The 15,390-nt window shown below is 72.3% G+C and carries 15 protein-coding genes and 1 pseudogene; 6 read left to right on the plus strand and 10 right to left on the minus strand.

Features of this window, described 5'->3' with window-relative positions:
• Window positions 1-32: 32 nt before the first annotated feature.
• Together K2224_RS19140 and K2224_RS19145 are read left to right on the plus strand one after the other, a co-directional pair.
• On the plus strand, window positions 33-1,574 hold the full coding sequence (locus K2224_RS19140; RefSeq protein WP_221907729.1) for a fibronectin type III domain-containing protein: 1,542 nt from the start codon (window positions 33-35) through the stop codon (window positions 1,572-1,574).
• A 23-nt stretch (window positions 1,575-1,597) separates the two neighbouring features.
• On the plus strand, window positions 1,598-2,026 hold the full coding sequence (locus K2224_RS19145) for an adenylyltransferase/cytidyltransferase family protein (protein ID WP_221907730.1): 429 nt from the start codon (window positions 1,598-1,600) through the stop codon (window positions 2,024-2,026).
• A gap of 48 nt (window positions 2,027-2,074) precedes the next feature.
• Here the strand turns inward: K2224_RS19145 and K2224_RS19150 are convergent, their stop codons facing one another.
• On the minus strand, window positions 2,075-2,806 hold the full coding sequence (locus K2224_RS19150; RefSeq protein WP_221907731.1) for a CDP-alcohol phosphatidyltransferase family protein: 732 nt from the start codon (window positions 2,804-2,806) through the stop codon (window positions 2,075-2,077).
• A gap of 39 nt (window positions 2,807-2,845) precedes the next feature.
• Here K2224_RS19150 and K2224_RS19155 point away from each other — a divergent pair, with 39 nt between their 5' ends.
• Window positions 2,846-4,132, plus strand: a complete 1,287-nt coding sequence (locus K2224_RS19155) for a glycoside hydrolase family 55 protein (RefSeq protein ID WP_221907732.1) — start codon at window positions 2,846-2,848, stop codon at window positions 4,130-4,132.
• A 66-nt stretch (window positions 4,133-4,198) separates the two neighbouring features.
• Here K2224_RS19155 and K2224_RS19160 read toward each other — a convergent pair whose 3' ends face one another.
• From K2224_RS19160 to K2224_RS19170, 3 genes are all read right to left on the minus strand, one after another.
• On the minus strand, window positions 4,199-5,110 hold the full coding sequence (locus K2224_RS19160; RefSeq protein WP_221907733.1) for a helix-turn-helix transcriptional regulator: 912 nt from the start codon (window positions 5,108-5,110) through the stop codon (window positions 4,199-4,201).
• 128 nt (window positions 5,111-5,238) lie between these two features.
• On the minus strand, window positions 5,239-5,475 hold the full coding sequence (locus tag K2224_RS19165) for a DUF397 domain-containing protein (RefSeq protein WP_221907734.1): 237 nt from the start codon (window positions 5,473-5,475) through the stop codon (window positions 5,239-5,241).
• Between the two features lie 254 nt (window positions 5,476-5,729).
• Entirely contained in the window at window positions 5,730-6,572 is an 843-nt protein-coding gene (locus K2224_RS19170) for an SAM-dependent methyltransferase (protein ID WP_221907735.1), read from the minus strand.
• 623 nt (window positions 6,573-7,195) lie between these two features.
• On the opposite strand from K2224_RS19170, the gene secD reads away from it, so the two are divergent.
• A complete protein-coding gene (secD, locus tag K2224_RS19175; protein WP_260692792.1) occupies window positions 7,196-9,502 on the plus strand; it encodes a protein translocase subunit SecD in 2,307 nt (768 codons plus the stop codon).
• A 65-nt stretch (window positions 9,503-9,567) separates the two neighbouring features.
• On the opposite strand, the gene K2224_RS19180 is transcribed toward secD, so the two are convergent.
• From K2224_RS19180 to K2224_RS19195, 4 genes are all read right to left on the minus strand, one after another.
• A complete protein-coding gene (locus K2224_RS19180) occupies window positions 9,568-10,452 on the minus strand; it encodes an SAM-dependent methyltransferase (protein ID WP_221907736.1) in 885 nt (294 codons plus the stop codon).
• Between the two features lie 92 nt (window positions 10,453-10,544).
• Window positions 10,545-11,738, minus strand: coding sequence for a M20 family metallopeptidase (locus K2224_RS19185; protein ID WP_221907737.1), 1,194 nt, complete (start codon window positions 11,736-11,738; stop codon window positions 10,545-10,547).
• Window positions 11,739-11,888: 150 nt separating this feature from the next.
• Complete coding sequence (locus K2224_RS19190) at window positions 11,889-12,815, minus strand: alpha/beta fold hydrolase (RefSeq protein ID WP_221907738.1); 927 nt, start codon at window positions 12,813-12,815, stop codon at window positions 11,889-11,891.
• Window positions 12,816-12,828: 13 nt separating this feature from the next.
• Window positions 12,829-13,260, minus strand: coding sequence for a helix-turn-helix domain-containing protein (locus K2224_RS19195; RefSeq protein ID WP_221907739.1), 432 nt, complete (start codon window positions 13,258-13,260; stop codon window positions 12,829-12,831).
• A gap of 194 nt (window positions 13,261-13,454) precedes the next feature.
• Between K2224_RS19195 and K2224_RS19200 the strand changes: the two genes are divergently transcribed.
• Together K2224_RS19200 and K2224_RS41710 are read left to right on the plus strand one after the other, a co-directional pair.
• Window positions 13,455-14,057: a hypothetical protein gene (locus K2224_RS19200; protein WP_260692793.1), complete on the plus strand. Its 603-nt coding sequence runs from the start codon at window positions 13,455-13,457 to the stop codon at window positions 14,055-14,057.
• Between the two features lie 58 nt (window positions 14,058-14,115).
• Window positions 14,116-14,265 (plus strand): annotated as a pseudogene (locus K2224_RS41710) (ribosome-inactivating family protein); the annotation flags it as partial.
• A gap of 105 nt (window positions 14,266-14,370) precedes the next feature.
• Here the strand turns inward: K2224_RS41710 and K2224_RS19210 are convergent.
• Window positions 14,371-14,874, minus strand: coding sequence for a GNAT family N-acetyltransferase (locus K2224_RS19210; protein WP_221907740.1), 504 nt, complete (start codon window positions 14,872-14,874; stop codon window positions 14,371-14,373).
• A gap of 264 nt (window positions 14,875-15,138) precedes the next feature.
• Entirely contained in the window at window positions 15,139-15,342 is a 204-nt protein-coding gene (locus K2224_RS19215) for an MbtH family NRPS accessory protein (protein WP_018539451.1), read from the minus strand.
• Window positions 15,343-15,390: the final 48 nt, after the last annotated feature.

Below are 15,390 nucleotides of genomic sequence, written 5' to 3' on the forward strand. Positions count from 1 at the left end.
ATTCCACCGCGCCGTGCTTCCAGGGGGGACCCGTGCGCCGAAAGAACCGACCCGTCCATCTCGTCCTGGCCGCCGCCGTGCTGGGCACCGCCGCGACGGCACTCGCCGCCGGGTCCGCCCAGGCAACCGGCGAGCCCACCCTCACCGCGGATCCGCTGCCCACCTGGCAGACCGACGGCATCGTCTGGGCCCTGGCGTACGCCAAGGGCGTCGTCTACGTAGGAGGCAGGTTCGACCACATCCGGCCACCGGGCGCGCCCCCCGGCAGCGGCCGGCAGCTGGCCCGCCGGAACTTCGCGGCCTTCGACGCCCGCACCGGCCAACCCCTGCCGTGCGCCCCGGCGTTCAGCGGCGGCGCGAACCAGATCCGGGCCCTCAAACCCTCCCCCGACGGGACACTGCTCTACATCGGCGGATCGTTCGGCAAGGCGGGCTCCGCCGGCCGCTCCAACACCGCCGCCCTGCGCACCGCCGACTGCGCCGTCGACAACGCCTGGAAGCCGAAGGTCAGCTCCACCGTCCGGGCCCTGGACGTCACCGACGACACCGTCTATCTCGGCGGCCAGTTCACCACCGTCCAGGGGCAGACCCGCGAGCGGGTCGCCGCGCTGCGACCCAACGGCACGCTGCTGCCGTTCAAGGCGACCATCCGCGGCTCCTCCGTCCCCAACGACACCACGCCCGGTGTCAACGCCCTGACGGCCATCCCGAAACTCGGCGAACTCATCATCGGCGGCCGGTTCACCTCGGTGAACGGCACCCGGTCGAGCGTGCACGCACTGGCCGGCCTGGACGCCACCACGGGCCGGGTCGTCAACACCTTCACCGGCTGGATCCCCCGGCGCTCGGCGGTCAAGGCACTCACCAACGACGGCACCAACTTCTACCTGGGCGCCGAGGGCACCGGCGGCGGCGTCTTCGACGGCCGCATCGCCGGACGGCTGTCGGACGGCGCGATGCTGTGGAAGGACACCTGCCTGGGCGCCACCCAGGCAGTCCTGCCCTACAAGGGCGTCCTCTACAGCGCCTCGCACGCGCACGACTGCCACGACACCCCGGGCGGCTTCCCCGACATCAACAACCGGCAGCACTTCCTGGCCCAGTCCATCGCCGACAAGACGATCCTGCCGTGGTTCCCCGACACCAACGACGGGATCGGCGAGCAGATCGGCCCGCGCGCACTGACCATGGCCGACGGTGTGCTGTGGGCGGGCGGGGGGTTCACCACCGTCAACGAGGCGCCCCAGCAGGGCCTCACCCGCTTCGGGGCCGGTGCGGACACCAACGCACCGCAGGTGCCGCTGATGAGCGGGGCGAGCGGGGCCCCGGGCCGGATCACCCTGAAGTGGAAGGCGTCGTGGGACCGCGACAACGGCGTGCTGACCTACCGCATCTACCGCGACGGCAGGCACCTGACCTCGCTGACCCGGGAATCCCGCTACTGGAACCGGCCGGACATGTCCTTCACCGACACCGTCCGGCCCGGCTCGACGCACCGCTACTCCCTCGACGTCACCGACGGCACCAACGTCTCGGGCCGCAACGGCCCGGTCAAGGTGACCGCCGGGAAGTGACCGTACGCCGAGTGGGGGGGCAGATGACGCACCGAGTTGGATACGCACCCGGGGTCTACGACCTGTTCCATGTGGGGCACCTGAATCTCCTCCGGCACGCCAGGAGCCGGTGCGACCACTTGGTGGCCGGAGTCGTCTCGGACGACATGGCGCGGCGGGCCAAGGGACAGGCACCGGTGATCCCGTTGATCGAGCGCCTGGAGATCGTGCGCAGTGTCCGGTACGTGGACGCGGCGTTCGTCGAGACGGTGCCCGACAAGCTGGAGACCTGGCAGCAGGTGCGGTTCGATGTCATCTTCAAGGGGGACGACTGGCGGGGCACGAGCAAGGGCATCCGGTTGGAACGGGACTTCGCGCCCCTGGGAGTCGAGGTGGTCTACTTCCCGTACACCGTCCATACGTCGAGCACGCTGCTCCGTGCGGCGCTCGACGTGCTGGGGAGTCCGGCCTGACGGCCGCCGGTGCGGTGTGCCCCTCCCCTCCCGCCCCGGCCCCGGTCGTCACCGTCCGGGGCCGGCCAGTTCGCGGTACCACTTGGCCAGAAAGGCCACCATGAAGAGCACATGCGCCACGAGCAGCGCGCAGTACACCACGACGAACAGCCGCCCGCTGCCGAACAGCAGGAAGGCCGCGCAGAACACCCCGTAGTCGACCGGCAGCAGGGCCACCGCACGGACGGCGGAGGCCGGTTCCGCGGGCCGTGGTCCGGCACCGCCGTTCCGCAGGCATTCAGCCCGTTTGAGCTGGTCGGTCAGGATCCCGCCGAAGAACACCAGCACGGCGGCGAACTGGAAGACGACGGGGGCGAGCAGCAACAGCGGTTCGGAGGGGGCGAAGTAGCGGTGGAAGGAGACCAGTACGGCCATGTGGAGGGCGAGCATCTTCGCGCAGTCGACGACGTGGTCCAGCCATTCGCCGGCGGCGCTGCCGGTCCCCGTCAGACGGGCCAGCTGGCCGTCGGCCGAGTCCAGCGCGAAGCCCAGGAAGAGTGCCGCGAAGACACCCGCCGCGGTGCCCGGCCCGGGCGGCAGCGCGGCGATCATCCCCACGCCGACGAAGGTGAACACCGCGCTGAGCAAAGTGACTTGATTGGGTTTCAGGTTCAGGCAGTAGCTCGCGGCGGCCAGTCCCCGTCCGACCGGGCGGTTGATGTGGCGCGAGTAGAGCGACACCCCCTTCGCGGATTTCTGGGCCGCCGACAGTTCCTCGACCGCAGCTGCGAACCGGCTCATCTCCCCCCACCCGTCGTACCGCCCCGAAGGAGCAACATCATGGCAGGCAGGCCCTCCCCGTCCAACGGCGCGCCCGGCCGCCGGACGATTCTGGCCGCGTCGGCCGCCACTCTGGCGGCGGTGCTCACCGGCTGCGACTCCGACTCCCCGGACCCGTCCGACGAGGACGCCGTGCCACCGCGGATCTCCGGCACCAAGCCCAAGGGCAGGGACGTCATCGACGTGGTGGCGGACTGCGGCGCCAAGGGCGACGGCCGCACCGACGACAGCCGGGCGTTCGCCCGCGCCTACGCCCATGCCGCGGGCCGGGTCTGGGACCACATCGGCCGGACGGTGATCGACATCCCGGCCGGCACCTACCTCATCGCCTCCCCGTACGCCCTGCTCAACGCCCCGGCGGGGAGGCTCAAGGCCAACGGCCTGCGGTTCCGCGGGGCCGGGAAGCGGATGACGCAGCTGCTCTTCGCACCGAACCGGCCGCAGAACGCCTTTCTGTGCCGCAACGAGGACAGCTGGGCCAATGTGTCGTTCGAGGAGCTGGCCTTCCGGTCCGGGACCCCGGGCGCCTCGTTCTTCTCCTCCTACTCCACCGGCCAGGCACAGGACTACCGCTTCACCGCCTGCGAGTGGACCGGCGAGTGGACCTACGGACTGGCGCTGGACGGCTCCAACACCAACTCGGAGATGCGCTGGGACGCCTGCCGCATCGGCGGTTCCTACCGCAAGGCGTTCCTCTACTCGGGCCTGTCGCAGAAGTCCCTCGACCATCCCCAGCAGGACCAGTTCCTCAACTACTGGTTCACCGACATGAAGGTGGAGTACGACTGGGGGAACTTCCTGGAGTTCCCCTACGGCGGCTCCATCACCTGCCGCGGGGGTTCCTACATCGTCACCGGCCGCCGCCCCACGGATTCCGCGGACTACGGCCGCACCAGCACCTTCTTCCGCTTCCCGCGCGGCGTCCACCACGACTCGGTGCAGCGCTTCCACGCCGAGGACATCCGCTTCGAGGTGCGCGGCCCGGACACCGTGGTCATCGACTGTGCCTGGGACGGCGGGACGGTGCACTTCAACGACTGTGACGACACCGCGCTCGCGTTCCGCCCGTTCGCCAAGGACAGCCGTCCGCACCGCTACCGCAGCGGCGCCCGGGGCGCGCTGGTCCGCTACGACTCCTGCCAGCTGTCCGGGCAGCACCTCTACGAGCAGGACGGCAACGGCCCGCGCGCCCGCTACGACATGTGCGTGCTCCGCAACCACGCCCCGGCGGACTTCATCGCGGGGGCGAGCGCGGGCGTGCAGTTCACCGACTGCCTGGGACCGTGACCGGGACAGGGGCCAGGGCCGGGACTGGGAACGGGACCGGGACCGGGACCGGGACCGGGACCGGGATCAGTCGAGCTGGTCGATCAACCGGGTCAGGAAGGCACCGGTCTCCGCCGGTGTGTCGGCCTCGGTGCACAGCCGGTCCATGACCGCGGTGTACTGGTCCACCGACTCCTGCTTGTCCAGATACAGGGCGCTGGTCAGCTGCTCCAGATAGACCTTGTCGGGCAGTTCGGGTTCGGCGAACCGCAGGATGCTGAACGGGGCGCCGGCCGCCGCGTTCGCCCCCACGCTGAAGGGGGCGATCTGAAGTGTGACGTTCGGCATCTGCACCGCCTGCAGGAGGTGGCGCAGTTGGGCGGCCATCACCTCGGTGCCGCCGAACGGACGGCGCAGCACCGCCTCGTCCACCACCGCCCACAGCCGCGGGGCCTCCGGCCGGGTGAGCAGCCGCTGGCGCTCCATCCGCAGCGCGACCAGGCGGTCCACCTTCTCCTGCGGCGCGTTGGGGTAGCCGACGCGGGTGACCGCCCGGGCGTACTCCTCCGTCTGGAGCAGGCCGGGCAGGAACTGCACCTGATAGGTGCGGATCAGCGCGGCGGCCTCCTCCAGGCCGAGGTGGAGCTCGAACCAGTCCTCCAGGACGTCGCTGTACTCGTGCCACCAGCCGTTGGAGTTGGCCTGGTCCGCCAGCTCGAAGTAGTCGGCCCGGCGCTCCGGTTCGAGCACGCGATAGAGGGTCAGCAGATCGGCCAGGTCCTGTCTCTTGAAGCCGACCTGTCCTCTTTCGAGGCGGGTGATCTTGGCGTGAGAACCACGGATCGACTTGCCCGCGGCCTCACGCGTGATGCCCGCGCCGGTGCGCAGCCTCCGGAGCTGGGCGCCCAGCACGATGCGCGCGGCGGTGGGCCCTACCTGCGTCTCCTTCAGGTAGCGCGTTATCGACAGCTCGACTTCCGGCCGCATCATCGCGGTCATCCCAACTCCCGTGAGCGACAGTGTTGATACCAGCAGTGTCGCATCTGCGGGTCACCAGGTACAGAAACGCGCCATCGTCGCGGTGGGCGGCGGACCCGGTCGGCGCGGGTCCGCCGCGTGGCCGCCGCTCAGCTCAGCAGCGCGTCGAAGTCGCCGTCCTTGGCTCCGCCGACGAACGCGGCCATCTCCGCGTGGGTGTAGATAAGCGCCGGCCCGTGCGGGTCACGGGAGTTGCGCACGGCGAAGCCGCCGTCGGTCAGCCGGGCGACCTCGACACAGTCGCCACCGGGCGCGCTGCGTCGGCTCTTCCTCCAGACCGCACCGTCGATCAGGTCCGCGGCCACGCCGTTGTCGAACTGCTGCATCCTGCCACTCCCTTGTCATGCGCAGGTGTCTGACCAGGCATCACGCGCCACCGTGCTTACGGCTGCACTTGCCGATGCAATTACGTCCACCTCGAATGTAATTGCAGATGCACTTGCAGCGCCAGCGGCCGCCAAAGAATAGTGGAACCGGAGTGTTGGACCACCGCGACAGCGGCCGGCAAGGCCGTCCGTGCCGCGTTGCCGACCGGAGTGAGGCCCGTGGCACCGTCGTCGCGGTGCCACGGGGCCGCCGGTCAGCCCTTGCGGCCGAGCCCGGCGTAGAGCGGGATGTCCGCGTCGGAGAGGGAGTCGGCGCCGATCTCGACGGGGTCGGGGCGCCAGCGGTGGACCACGGTCAGGCCGGGGTCGACCAGCTCCAGGCCGTCGAAGAGGCGCAGCACCTCGGCCCGGGGGCGGGCGCGCACATGGGAGCCCTTGGACTCGAAGTTGTCGCTGATCTCCTGAAGTGCCTGTGGCTCGAAGTCGGCGGTGGCATACGTCAGGGCCAGGTAGCTGCCCGGCGCGAACGCGTCCATCAGCTCGCGGACGACGGCGTGGACGTCGCGCTCCGGCGGGAGCCAGTGCAGGACGGCGATCAGGGTCAGTGCCACCGGCTCGTCGAGGTCGAGGGTGTCCCGCAGGGTCGCGTCCCGCAGGATCTCCTGCGGACGGCCGAGGTCGGCCTGGATGTAGGCGGTCCGGCCCTCGGGGTGGCTGGTGTGCAGCGCCCGCGAATGCGCCAGCACGATCGGGTCGTTGTCGGCGTAGACGATGCGGGCCTTCGGCACGGTCGCCTGGGCGATCTCGTGGAGGTTGGGCGAGGTCGGGATGCCGGTGCCGATGTCCAGGAACTGCCGGATGCCGGCCTGGTCCGCCAGATAGCGGGCCGCACGGTGCATGAAGCCGCGGTTCTGCCGGGCGATCGTGGCGGCGTTGGGCAGCGATACGAGGGTCTGCTCGGCCGCCTCCCGGTCCGCCGGGTAGTTGGTCTTGCCGCCGAGCAGTACGTCGTAGACGCGGGCGGCGTGCGGCCGATCGGTGTGCAGGTCGATCGGTTCCTGGGGCCGCGCCCCCATCCAGTCCTCCGGCACCGCCATGTTCCGGTCGTCCTTCCGTCGTGCTGCCGCGCAGCCCCCGCAACTTCCCGGCCACCCTAATGCGTTGGCCGGGCGGAGCGCGCAGCGGCGACGCTACCGGGACGCGCCGCTCCGCGCCGACGTACGCACGGGTAGGCCCCCGAAGAGCACCGCGCCGGCTCGCCATGACAGAGTGTCGCTAAGGGAGGGTTTGCGTACTGTGTCTGCTCATGTGGCGCATCGGCGCCGCTCCGTCCTGTCGGCCCTCCTGGCCGCACTCGTCCTGCTCCTCGCCGGACCCGCGGGCGCTCCGTCGACGGCGGCCGTCGCTGCCGCGCCCGGCGCGGCCTGTGCGCACCACACCGCGGCCGGCCATACCGCCGACCACGGCCTCCCCCACTTCACCGGTCCGACGTACCGTCACTTCCCTTCGCACGTACCCGAGTCGGGCACGCCTCCCCGGCGTCCGTGCCCCGATCCGCCGCGCCGCGCGGCCCGTTCCGCCCGGTCCGCTTCCGCCGGGGCGGACGCGCCCGGCTACGCCGGCCGGTGCCGGGACCGTGCCCCGCCGCCGCCTCCAGCACATCCGCACATCGCTCACCCCGGGCCGCGCCCGCGGCCCGCGCATGCCTGCTGGAGGCACCTTGACCCGCGCCACAAGGGTGCGGGCGCTGCTCGCGCTCGCGATCCTTGCCCTGTCCACGTTCCTCGCCCTGACCCAGCCCGTACGGCTCGGTCTTGACCTGCGCGGCGGCACCCGCCTCGTCCTGGAGACCCGTGACTCCCCCACCACCGAGGCCGACCGGGACGCCACCGACCGCACGCTGGAGGTGCTCCGCCGCCGCGTGGACGCCCTCGGGGTGAGCGAACCGCAGCTCACCCGCGCCGGCGACCACCGCATCGTCGTGGAACTGCCCGGCCTCGACGACCCCGACGAGGCCGCCGCGGTCCTCGGACGCACCGCCCAGCTCACCGTCCATCCCGTCCTCGGTACCGCCCCCGGAGCCCGGCCCGGCCCGTCCGGACCGGCCGGCACCGTCCTGCCCGACGACTCGGGCACCCCGCTGCGGCTCGGGCCCGCCGCCCTGACCGGTGCCGAAGTGCGCCACGCCGAGGCCGAGTTCGACGGCCAGGGCGGCGGCGGCTGGTCCGTCGGGCTCGGTCTGCGCGGCGCCGGCGAACGTGCCTGGGCGCGGCTGACCGGCGCGGCGGCGTGCGCCGCGCCGCACGATCCGGCCCGCCGCGCGGCCATCGTCCTGGACCACCGGATCATCTCCGCGCCGCGGGTCGAGGCGTCGGTGGCCTGCGGTGTCGGCATCACCGGCGGGACGACGCGGATCACCGGCGGCTTCGACCAGCGCACCGCGCAGGAGCTGGCGCTGCTGATCAACGGCGGGGCACTGCCGGTGCCGGTGGAGATCGTCGAACAGCGCGCCGTCGGCCCGACGCTGGGCGCCCTGGCCATCACCTCCAGCGCCCGCGCGGCGGTGATCGGCGTCGCCCTGACGGCACTCTTCGTCACCGTCGTCTACCGCCTGCTCGGTGCGCTCGCCACCCTGGCGCTCGCCTGCTACGCGCTGATCTCCTACGCGGCCCTGGTGGCCCTGGGCGCCACCCTCACCCTGCCCGGCCTGGCCGGTTTCGTGCTGGCGATCGGGATGGCCGTGGACGCCAATGTCCTGGTCTTCGAGCGCGCCCGTGAGGAGTACGCGGCGGGCTCCGGCAGCCGCCCGCGCACCCTGCGCAGCGCCCTGGCGGCCGGCTTCCGCAACGCCTTCAGCGCCATCGCCGACACCAACGTCACCACCCTGCTGGCCGCGGTGCTGCTGTTCTTCTTCGCCTCCGGGCCGGTGCGCGGCTTCGGCGTGACGCTGTGCATCGGGGTGGCCGCCTCGATGGTCGGCGCGCTGCTGGTGACCCGGGTGCTGGCGGAGTACGCGGTGGCGCTGCCGCCGGTCCGGCGCCGCCCGCGGCTGACCGGTCTGGCCGGCCCGGGCCGGATCCGTGCCCTGCTGGCCCGCCGCCGGCCGGCCCTGATGCGCCACCGGCGCCGCTGGCTGGCGCTGAGCGGCGCCGCCCTGCTCCTGGCCACCTCCGGTATCGCCGTCCGCGGGCTGGAGTACGGCGTGGAGTTCACCGGCGGCCGGATGATCGAGTACCGCACCACGCAACCGGTCGACACCGAGCGGGCCCGCGCCGCGCTCGGCACGGCGGGCCTGGATCGGGCGCAGATCACCGCCTCGGGCGAGGACTCGGTGACGGTGCGCACCGAGCGGCTCTCCGCCCGGCAGCTGCGCACGGCGGACCGGGTCGTCGACGAACTCGGCGGCGGCGCGCAGAAGATGCGCGACGAGCTGATCGGCCCGAGCCTGGGCGACGAGCTGCGCCGCGGCGCACTGGTGGCCCTCGGCCTGGCCCTGGCCGCGCAGCTGGTCTATCTGGCGGTGCGGTTCCGGTGGACGTTCGCGCTGTCGGCCGTGGTGGCCATGGCGCATGACGTCCTGATCCTCGTCGGGGTGTTCGCCTGGCTCGGCAAGCCGGTCGACGGGGTCTTCCTGGCGGCCCTGCTGACCGTCATCGGCTACTCCGTCAACGACTCGGTGGTGGTCTTCGACCGGGTGCGCGAACTCCGCGCCGGCGCGCGCCGTACCCCGTTCCCGGAGCTGGCCGACGACGCGGTGCTGCAGACCGTGCCGCGCACCGTCAACACCGGCATGGGAGCGCTCTTCATCCTGGCCGCGCTCGCCGCGCTGGGCGGCGACTCGCTCACCGACTTCGCGCTGGCGCTGCTGATCGGCATCACCGTCGGCACGTATTCGTCGGTGTTCACCGCGACCCCGCTGGCCGTCGTCCTGGAAGGGCGCGGCGGGGCGGTGCCCCGGCGGACCGGCCGTGGGACCGCGCGGCGGGGCGCACGGCGCGACCGGCGGGACAGTGGCGCCCGCGTCTGACGACCGATCACCCATGGCCGACGGCTGACGGGGCGTCAGTCCGGTCGCTTCCTCGCCGGCGGGCGCTATCGCTCGGCGGTGAGGAAGCGGCTGTGTGCCACGGTGCGCCCCATCGGGCCGTGGAGCTCCCGCCGGTACGCCGCGGCGACCTCGTAGGCCGGGACGGCCCGTACCTCCCAGCCGGCGGAGGTGAGCGGCCGGCAGGGGTCCTCCTTGTCCTCGAAGTGCCACAGTTCGACGAGGTCGACGCCGAGTTGCCTGGTGGCCGCGCGGTACTCCGGCTCCTCGACGATCGCCAGGACGCTCGGCTCCAGATGTTCGGCGGCCAGCCGGCTGCCGGGCGCGGAGAGCCGGCCGATGCGGTCGAAGAGCAGCCGCTCGGCGGCCGCGGACAGGAAGGGCAGCAGGCCCTCGGCCAGCCATACGGCCGCCCGGCCGCGGTCGAAACCGGCGTCCTCCAGGGCGGCGGGCCAGTCGTCCCGCAGGTCGACCGGGACCACGTGCCGGCCGCACCGGGGCCGGGCGCCGAGGCGGTCCAGGACACCGTCCTTGAACTCCAGCACCCTTGGCTGGTCGATCTCGAACAGCTCGACGCCCGGCGGCCACTCCAGCCGGTAGGCCCGGGCGTCGAGGCCGGCGGCGGCCACCACGACCTGGGCGATCCCGCCGGCCGCCGCGGTCATCAGGAAGCGGTCGAAGAACAGCGAGCGCACGCCGAGGTACGCGGCCATCGAGGTCCACATGTCGCGGGCGGCGGCGGACAGCGGCTCCGTGTCCGCGAGCCGTCGCGGCACGGGCACCGGTGCGTCCGCCGCCGCCACGAAGGCATCGGCGTAGGGGTCGCTCACCAGGCCGTCGGGGCGTTCGGTCTCCAGCGCCCGCCCGGCCGCGACGCCGAGGGCGGTCAGCCCGATACCGGTGACGATGTCCCACTGCTCGAACTCCGTCATACGGACTCCTCCACCGACGCGAACAGACCGGGAAAACCGGACATCGATTCCATCCCGTCACTCTGATCGGGACGGTCGGGCGGTGCAAGCAGCTACGCCGCGGGTGCCAGTCGCCGGGCCGCCAGCTCCGCGTACACCGCCGCGCCGTCCGCCAGCACCGCGTCGTCGAACTCGGCCAGCGGCGAGTGGTTGTTGGGGCTCTGCTCGGGATCCGCACCGGCCGGTGGCGCGCCGAGGATGAGCATCGCACCGGGCACTTCGGCCAGCACCCGGGAGAAGTCCTCCGAGCCGTGCAGCGGCCGGGGCTGCGGTGCGAAGCGCTCCTCGCCCAGGGCCTCGCGCACCACGTGGGCCGCGAATGCCGCCTCGGCGTGGTCGTTGACGGTCACCGGGTACAGCGCGGCGAACTCGGCGTCCACCCCGACCCCGTAGGCCGCGGCGATCCCCCGGCACACCTCCACCGTGCCGTCCTTGAGGCGCGCCCGGGCGGCGGCCGAGAAGCTGCGGACCGTCGCCTCGAAGACCGCGGTGTCCGGGATGACGTTCTCCCGGGTGCCGGCGTGGAACGTCCCGACGGTCAGGACCACCGGGTCGAAGACGTCGAAGGTGCGGGTGATCCATGCCTGGAGCGCGGTGACCATCGCACAGCCCGCCTGCACCGGGTCCTTGGCGCGGTGCGGCATCGAGCCGTGCCCGCCGGCGCCCCGGACGGTCACCCGCAGCACGTCGGACGCGGCCAGGGCCGGGCCGCCGCGGGTGCCGAAGACGCCGCCGGGCAGCCCCGCGGACATCACGTGGACGGCGTAGGCGGCGTCCGGGCGCCGGCCGGCGGCGTCCAGCAGCCCTTCGGCCAGCATGTGCCGGGCACCGTCGAAGCCCTCCTCGCCGGGCTGGAACATGAACACCACATCGCCGGCGAGCCGGTCGCGGTGGGCGCAGAGCAGGGTCGCGGCGCCGGTGAGCATGGCGGTGTGCAGGTCGTGGCCGCAGGCGTGCATCCGTCCGTTGTCGGCCGCGAAGTCCAGGCCGGTGCGCTCGGTGACCGGGAGGGCGTCCATGTCTCCGCGGAGCAGGACGACGGGCCCGGGCGCCGCGCCGCGCAGCACCGCGGTCACCGAGCTGAGCCCCCTGCCGGTGGTGACCTCCAGTGGCAGCCCGTCCAGTTGGGCCAGCACGGTCTCCTGGGTGCGCGGGAGGTCCAGGCCGGTCTCGGGGGCGCGGTGCAGGGTGCGGCGCAGCCGTACGAGGTCGTCGGAGAGAGCGCGGGCGTCGTCACGGAGGTTCATGCGTGCTCCTCAGAGGTCGGGCCGAGGGGTGTCCGGTGGAGTCGCTCGGTGTACGGACGGGGTACGTACCCGGAAAGGGGACGGCCGAGGCACCGGCCGCCCCCCGGGGCCCCAGGGGGCCCGCGTCGACCGGGCCTCCGGAGCCCTCGGTCAGGTTCCGTGGCGGGCGGGTTCGGGCTCGCGCAGGAAGTCGAGGACGGTGTCGGTCTGACCGAACAGGGCGTGTCCGGTCCCGGGCAGGAGGTGGACGGTCGCCCGCGGTACGCACGCCCGCACCCGCCGCGCGGTGCCGGCCGAGTCGAACAGCGCGTCCCGCTCCCCGGCGATCACCAACACCGGCATGGCGAGTCGGCGCAGTTCCTCGTCCGGGACCGTCGGCAACCGCTCGGTACGCGGCCTGAAGTGCGTGAACGTGAGGACCACCGTGTCCAGGACGTCCCGGAACTTCGGGTCCTCCAGACCCGTCGCCTTGCGCACCGACCGGGCGACTCCCCTGCGGCCCAGGGCGCGCAGCAGCAGCGTCCGGAACAGCCAGCCCATCTTCTGCCGTCCGATTCCGCCCGGGCACAGCAGCGCCAGCCGCGTCACCCGTTCCGGCCGCCGCCGGGCGTAGTCCAGCGCCAGCCAACCGCCAAGTGAGGTTCCCACCAAGGACGTTGCGGAGATGCCGAGCCCCTCCAGCACCTCGTCCAACCATCGCGCGAGGTCCTCCGAAGCCAACGACGGCCGGGCGGGCGCGCTGAGGCCGGGCTCCCCGATGACGTCCACGGCGTACGTGCGGAAGTGCCGGGACCAGCCGGCGACGTCGTCCAGCCACATCGTCGCGTTCGCGCCGGAACCGTGCAGCAGCACCAGGGGCGGTGCGTCCTCCGGTCCGGACACCACGACGAACGTCTCCCCCTGCACGGTCGGCACCCGTACGTGCTCGGCCGGTACCGGCCAGGTCTCCAGCGCCGCCCGATAGCGCCGCAGGATCTCCTCCGCGCCGGCCTGCGACTTGTAGAGCGCCCGCGCGTCAGGACGCGCATCCGCTCCCCCCTGCACACTCACGACTTCCTCGCCTTCTCCGGTACTCATGACTCGACGGTGCTCATGACTCGATCACCGCCTCCACGCACTCCAACAGCCGGGCCGTGTCGGCCAGTCCGCCCAGGACGACGACCTTCATCCGAGCCCGGTCCTTGTCGTGCACCGTCTCGATCCGCAGCGGACGCTCCCCCGGGCCACGGCCGGCGGCCGCGGTCATCATGAGCGTGGCCAGGCGGTCGGCGGTCGCCCGGTCGACGCCCTCGACCTCGACGATGCTCGACACCTCGGCATGTCGCTGCCGGACGCCCGGTCCGGCGTCGGGCGCGGGCACCGGCCGGCCGGTGAAGACCTCCAGGTCGTCGTGCGCGATGCGGTACTGCTTGCCGATCCGGACGGCGGGCAGCCGCCCGTCGCGCACGTAGTTGCGGACGGTGCGCACATGCAGCCCGAGTCGCTCGGCCACCTGCTCCACGGAGTACAAACGGTCACTCATGAAACTACCCTAACCTTCCTCATGCGCCTACCCAATAGGGAAAGTTAGGGAAGGATAGAGAATGCTCAGGAGTCTTCGGCTGCCCGTACGGCACGGGGCGACCTCATGTTGAGCGGTCGTCAACAGAACGTTGATCGCCGCTCCCTAGCATTTCCGGCGCATCGATCACCGATCAACGATTGGGTGAACCAGGCATGTTGTTCCGCACGCTAGGCAAGGGCAGGATCTCTTCTCTGTGCGCCCGGGCGAACACGCCCCAGCGGCGGACCGCGGTCATGGCCGGGGTGCTCGCGAGTGTGTCCATGATGGCGCTCGGGACGGCTTCCGCGGCACCGCAGGCTCCGGAGAAGCCGACGACGGCCGCCGTGCAGAAGGCTCCGGCGACCGACTCGGCGCGTGAGCACTGGCAGCCACCGACGCAGCCGAGCTCCGGGGACCCGACGCACCAGGGTCCCGGGGACCCGGCGCTCAACACCGACTACCTGATCCGCGAGGTGTCACCGGCGCAGTACCGCGGCTGGTGGTACCAGTCCCACCTCACCGGCATCAACGTGACTTGGACGACGCCCTCGGGACGGGATCCGTACAACGGCCGGGACTGGATCGAGATCGTGGACAGCAAGGGCAAGCGCATCACGTGGGACTGGGCCTGCGGCAACGCCCACTGCGGCGCGTACGGCTCGACCGTGATCGGCATGTCGACGAACAAGGGCGAGGAGTACAAGGCCCGTTACTGGAGCGACGGCGGCCGGGTCACCAAGGGCCGTCTGCGGGCCGAGTTCGAATTCTGGGCCTGACTCCGACAAGGCCCAGAGGTCGCGCTTACCCTTCCCCGTCACCCATCGCGGCCTCCCCACCATCCAGGTCGGCCGGGGCCGCCTGAGGGACGCCGTACGCCGGCTGTTCGACAACGATCCCGGCACGAGCGACCACCATCTGCGGGAGAGGGTGGAGACGCTGGCCGTGGCCCTGGCCGAAGGGGCGCGGTTCCAGGTGATCCCCGGGCTGATCGCCGCCGCCGGAGCACTGACGTGGCGAACCCGGTCACCGGGGGCGGCCGTCGGTCCGCGCCCCGGTGACCGCGACCGAGGCCGGCCTCCTGCCTCGCGGTCAGCCGGTCGACACGACCAGCATCCGGGTCACCGTGCCGTCGTCGCCGACCACATCGCGGACGTGTCTGAAGCCCAGGCGGGCGCAGAGCGCCAGGCTGGCGGTGTTCTCCGCGCCCACCATGCCGTAGACCTCGGGGAGTTGCAGGGCGCGGGCGGCGTAGTCGATCAGGCCGCGCACCAGTTCCGTGCCGAGCCCTCTTCCCCAGCTCGGTCTGACCAGTGCGGCGACCAGTTCGTGCCCGTCGACGTTGCCGGTCGGCTTGATCTCCGCATGGCCGACGTAGCGGCCCTCGGCCCGGACGCCCCACACGTCGAACAGGGCCTGGGGATAGATCTCTTCGAGGATCGCCCGGAACACGGCCCGGATCTCCTTCTCGGGCGCGCGTTCCTGGCCCATCCAGCGGCAGACCGTCTCGTCCCGCAGGAGGGCCACGAAGGCGTCCTCGTCCTCGGGGCGGTAGGGCGAGAGCACCAGGCGCCGGGTGTGCACTGTCGGAGTCATTCCGCAAGTCCCCTCTCGTGGTGAGCGGGAGAACTTCCGGGGGTGCCGAGCCCTCCGGGCACCGTGACGGGGTGCGCACCGGCCTGCCCGGCGGATCCCCCGTGATCCGCGCTTCCCCCGCCTCGGTGAGCGTGTCGGTGCCGCGGCCGGGCGTCCGGCCCGGGCGCGGTGTGCGGTGGTGCTGGTGTGTGCCGCCGTGCGGCGCGGGCGGTCCGTGCGGGCCGGCCCGGCGGTGGCCGGTCCCGGCCCGCGCGGAGCGCCGGGTCAGGAGCCGACCTGGTCCATCCGCTCGCGCAGGCTGCGGGGGCGCATGTCGGTCCAGACCTCGTCGACGTAGGCGGCGCACTCGTCCTGGGTGCCCTCCTTGCCCACCGCGTGCCAGCCGGCGGGTATTTCGAGGTCGGCGAGCCACAGCGAGTACTGGTCCTCGTCGTTGCGCAGCACCTGGTAGCGGGCGTTCTCGTCCATTTCCGGTTCTCCTGTCGGGCGTGGGTGTGCGGTGCGGTGATCGGTCGG

The organism is Streptomyces sp. BHT-5-2 (assembly GCF_019774615.1).
In the GTDB taxonomy this organism is placed as follows: Bacteria; Actinomycetota; Actinomycetes; order Streptomycetales; family Streptomycetaceae; genus Streptomyces.

Bases quoted from the DNA above. Each gene is read 5' to 3' on its own strand.
- K2224_RS19170 (WP_221907735.1), bottom strand. From the start codon at position 6,572: ATGGCGGTGCCGGAGGACTGGATGGGGGCGCGGCCCCAGGAACCGATC.
- K2224_RS19185 (WP_221907737.1), bottom strand. From the start codon at position 11,738: ATGAACCTCCGTGACGACGCCCGCGCTCTCTCCGACGACCTCGTACGG.
- K2224_RS19165 (WP_221907734.1), bottom strand. From the start codon at position 5,475: ATGCAGCAGTTCGACAACGGCGTGGCCGCGGACCTGATCGACGGTGCG.
- K2224_RS19215 (WP_018539451.1), bottom strand. From the start codon at position 15,342: ATGGACGAGAACGCCCGCTACCAGGTGCTGCGCAACGACGAGGACCAG.
- K2224_RS19145 (WP_221907730.1), top strand. From the start codon at position 1,598: ATGACGCACCGAGTTGGATACGCACCCGGGGTCTACGACCTGTTCCAT.
- K2224_RS19180 (WP_221907736.1), bottom strand. From the start codon at position 10,452: ATGACGGAGTTCGAGCAGTGGGACATCGTCACCGGTATCGGGCTGACC.
- K2224_RS19200 (WP_260692793.1), top strand. From the start codon at position 13,455: ATGTTGTTCCGCACGCTAGGCAAGGGCAGGATCTCTTCTCTGTGCGCC.
- K2224_RS19195 (WP_221907739.1), bottom strand. From the start codon at position 13,260: ATGAGTGACCGTTTGTACTCCGTGGAGCAGGTGGCCGAGCGACTCGGG.
- K2224_RS19190 (WP_221907738.1), bottom strand. From the start codon at position 12,815: ATGAGTACCGGAGAAGGCGAGGAAGTCGTGAGTGTGCAGGGGGGAGCG.
- K2224_RS19210 (WP_221907740.1), bottom strand. From the start codon at position 14,874: ATGACTCCGACAGTGCACACCCGGCGCCTGGTGCTCTCGCCCTACCGC.
- K2224_RS19155 (WP_221907732.1), top strand. From the start codon at position 2,846: ATGGCAGGCAGGCCCTCCCCGTCCAACGGCGCGCCCGGCCGCCGGACG.
- K2224_RS19150 (WP_221907731.1), bottom strand. From the start codon at position 2,806: ATGAGCCGGTTCGCAGCTGCGGTCGAGGAACTGTCGGCGGCCCAGAAA.
- K2224_RS19160 (WP_221907733.1), bottom strand. From the start codon at position 5,110: ATGACCGCGATGATGCGGCCGGAAGTCGAGCTGTCGATAACGCGCTAC.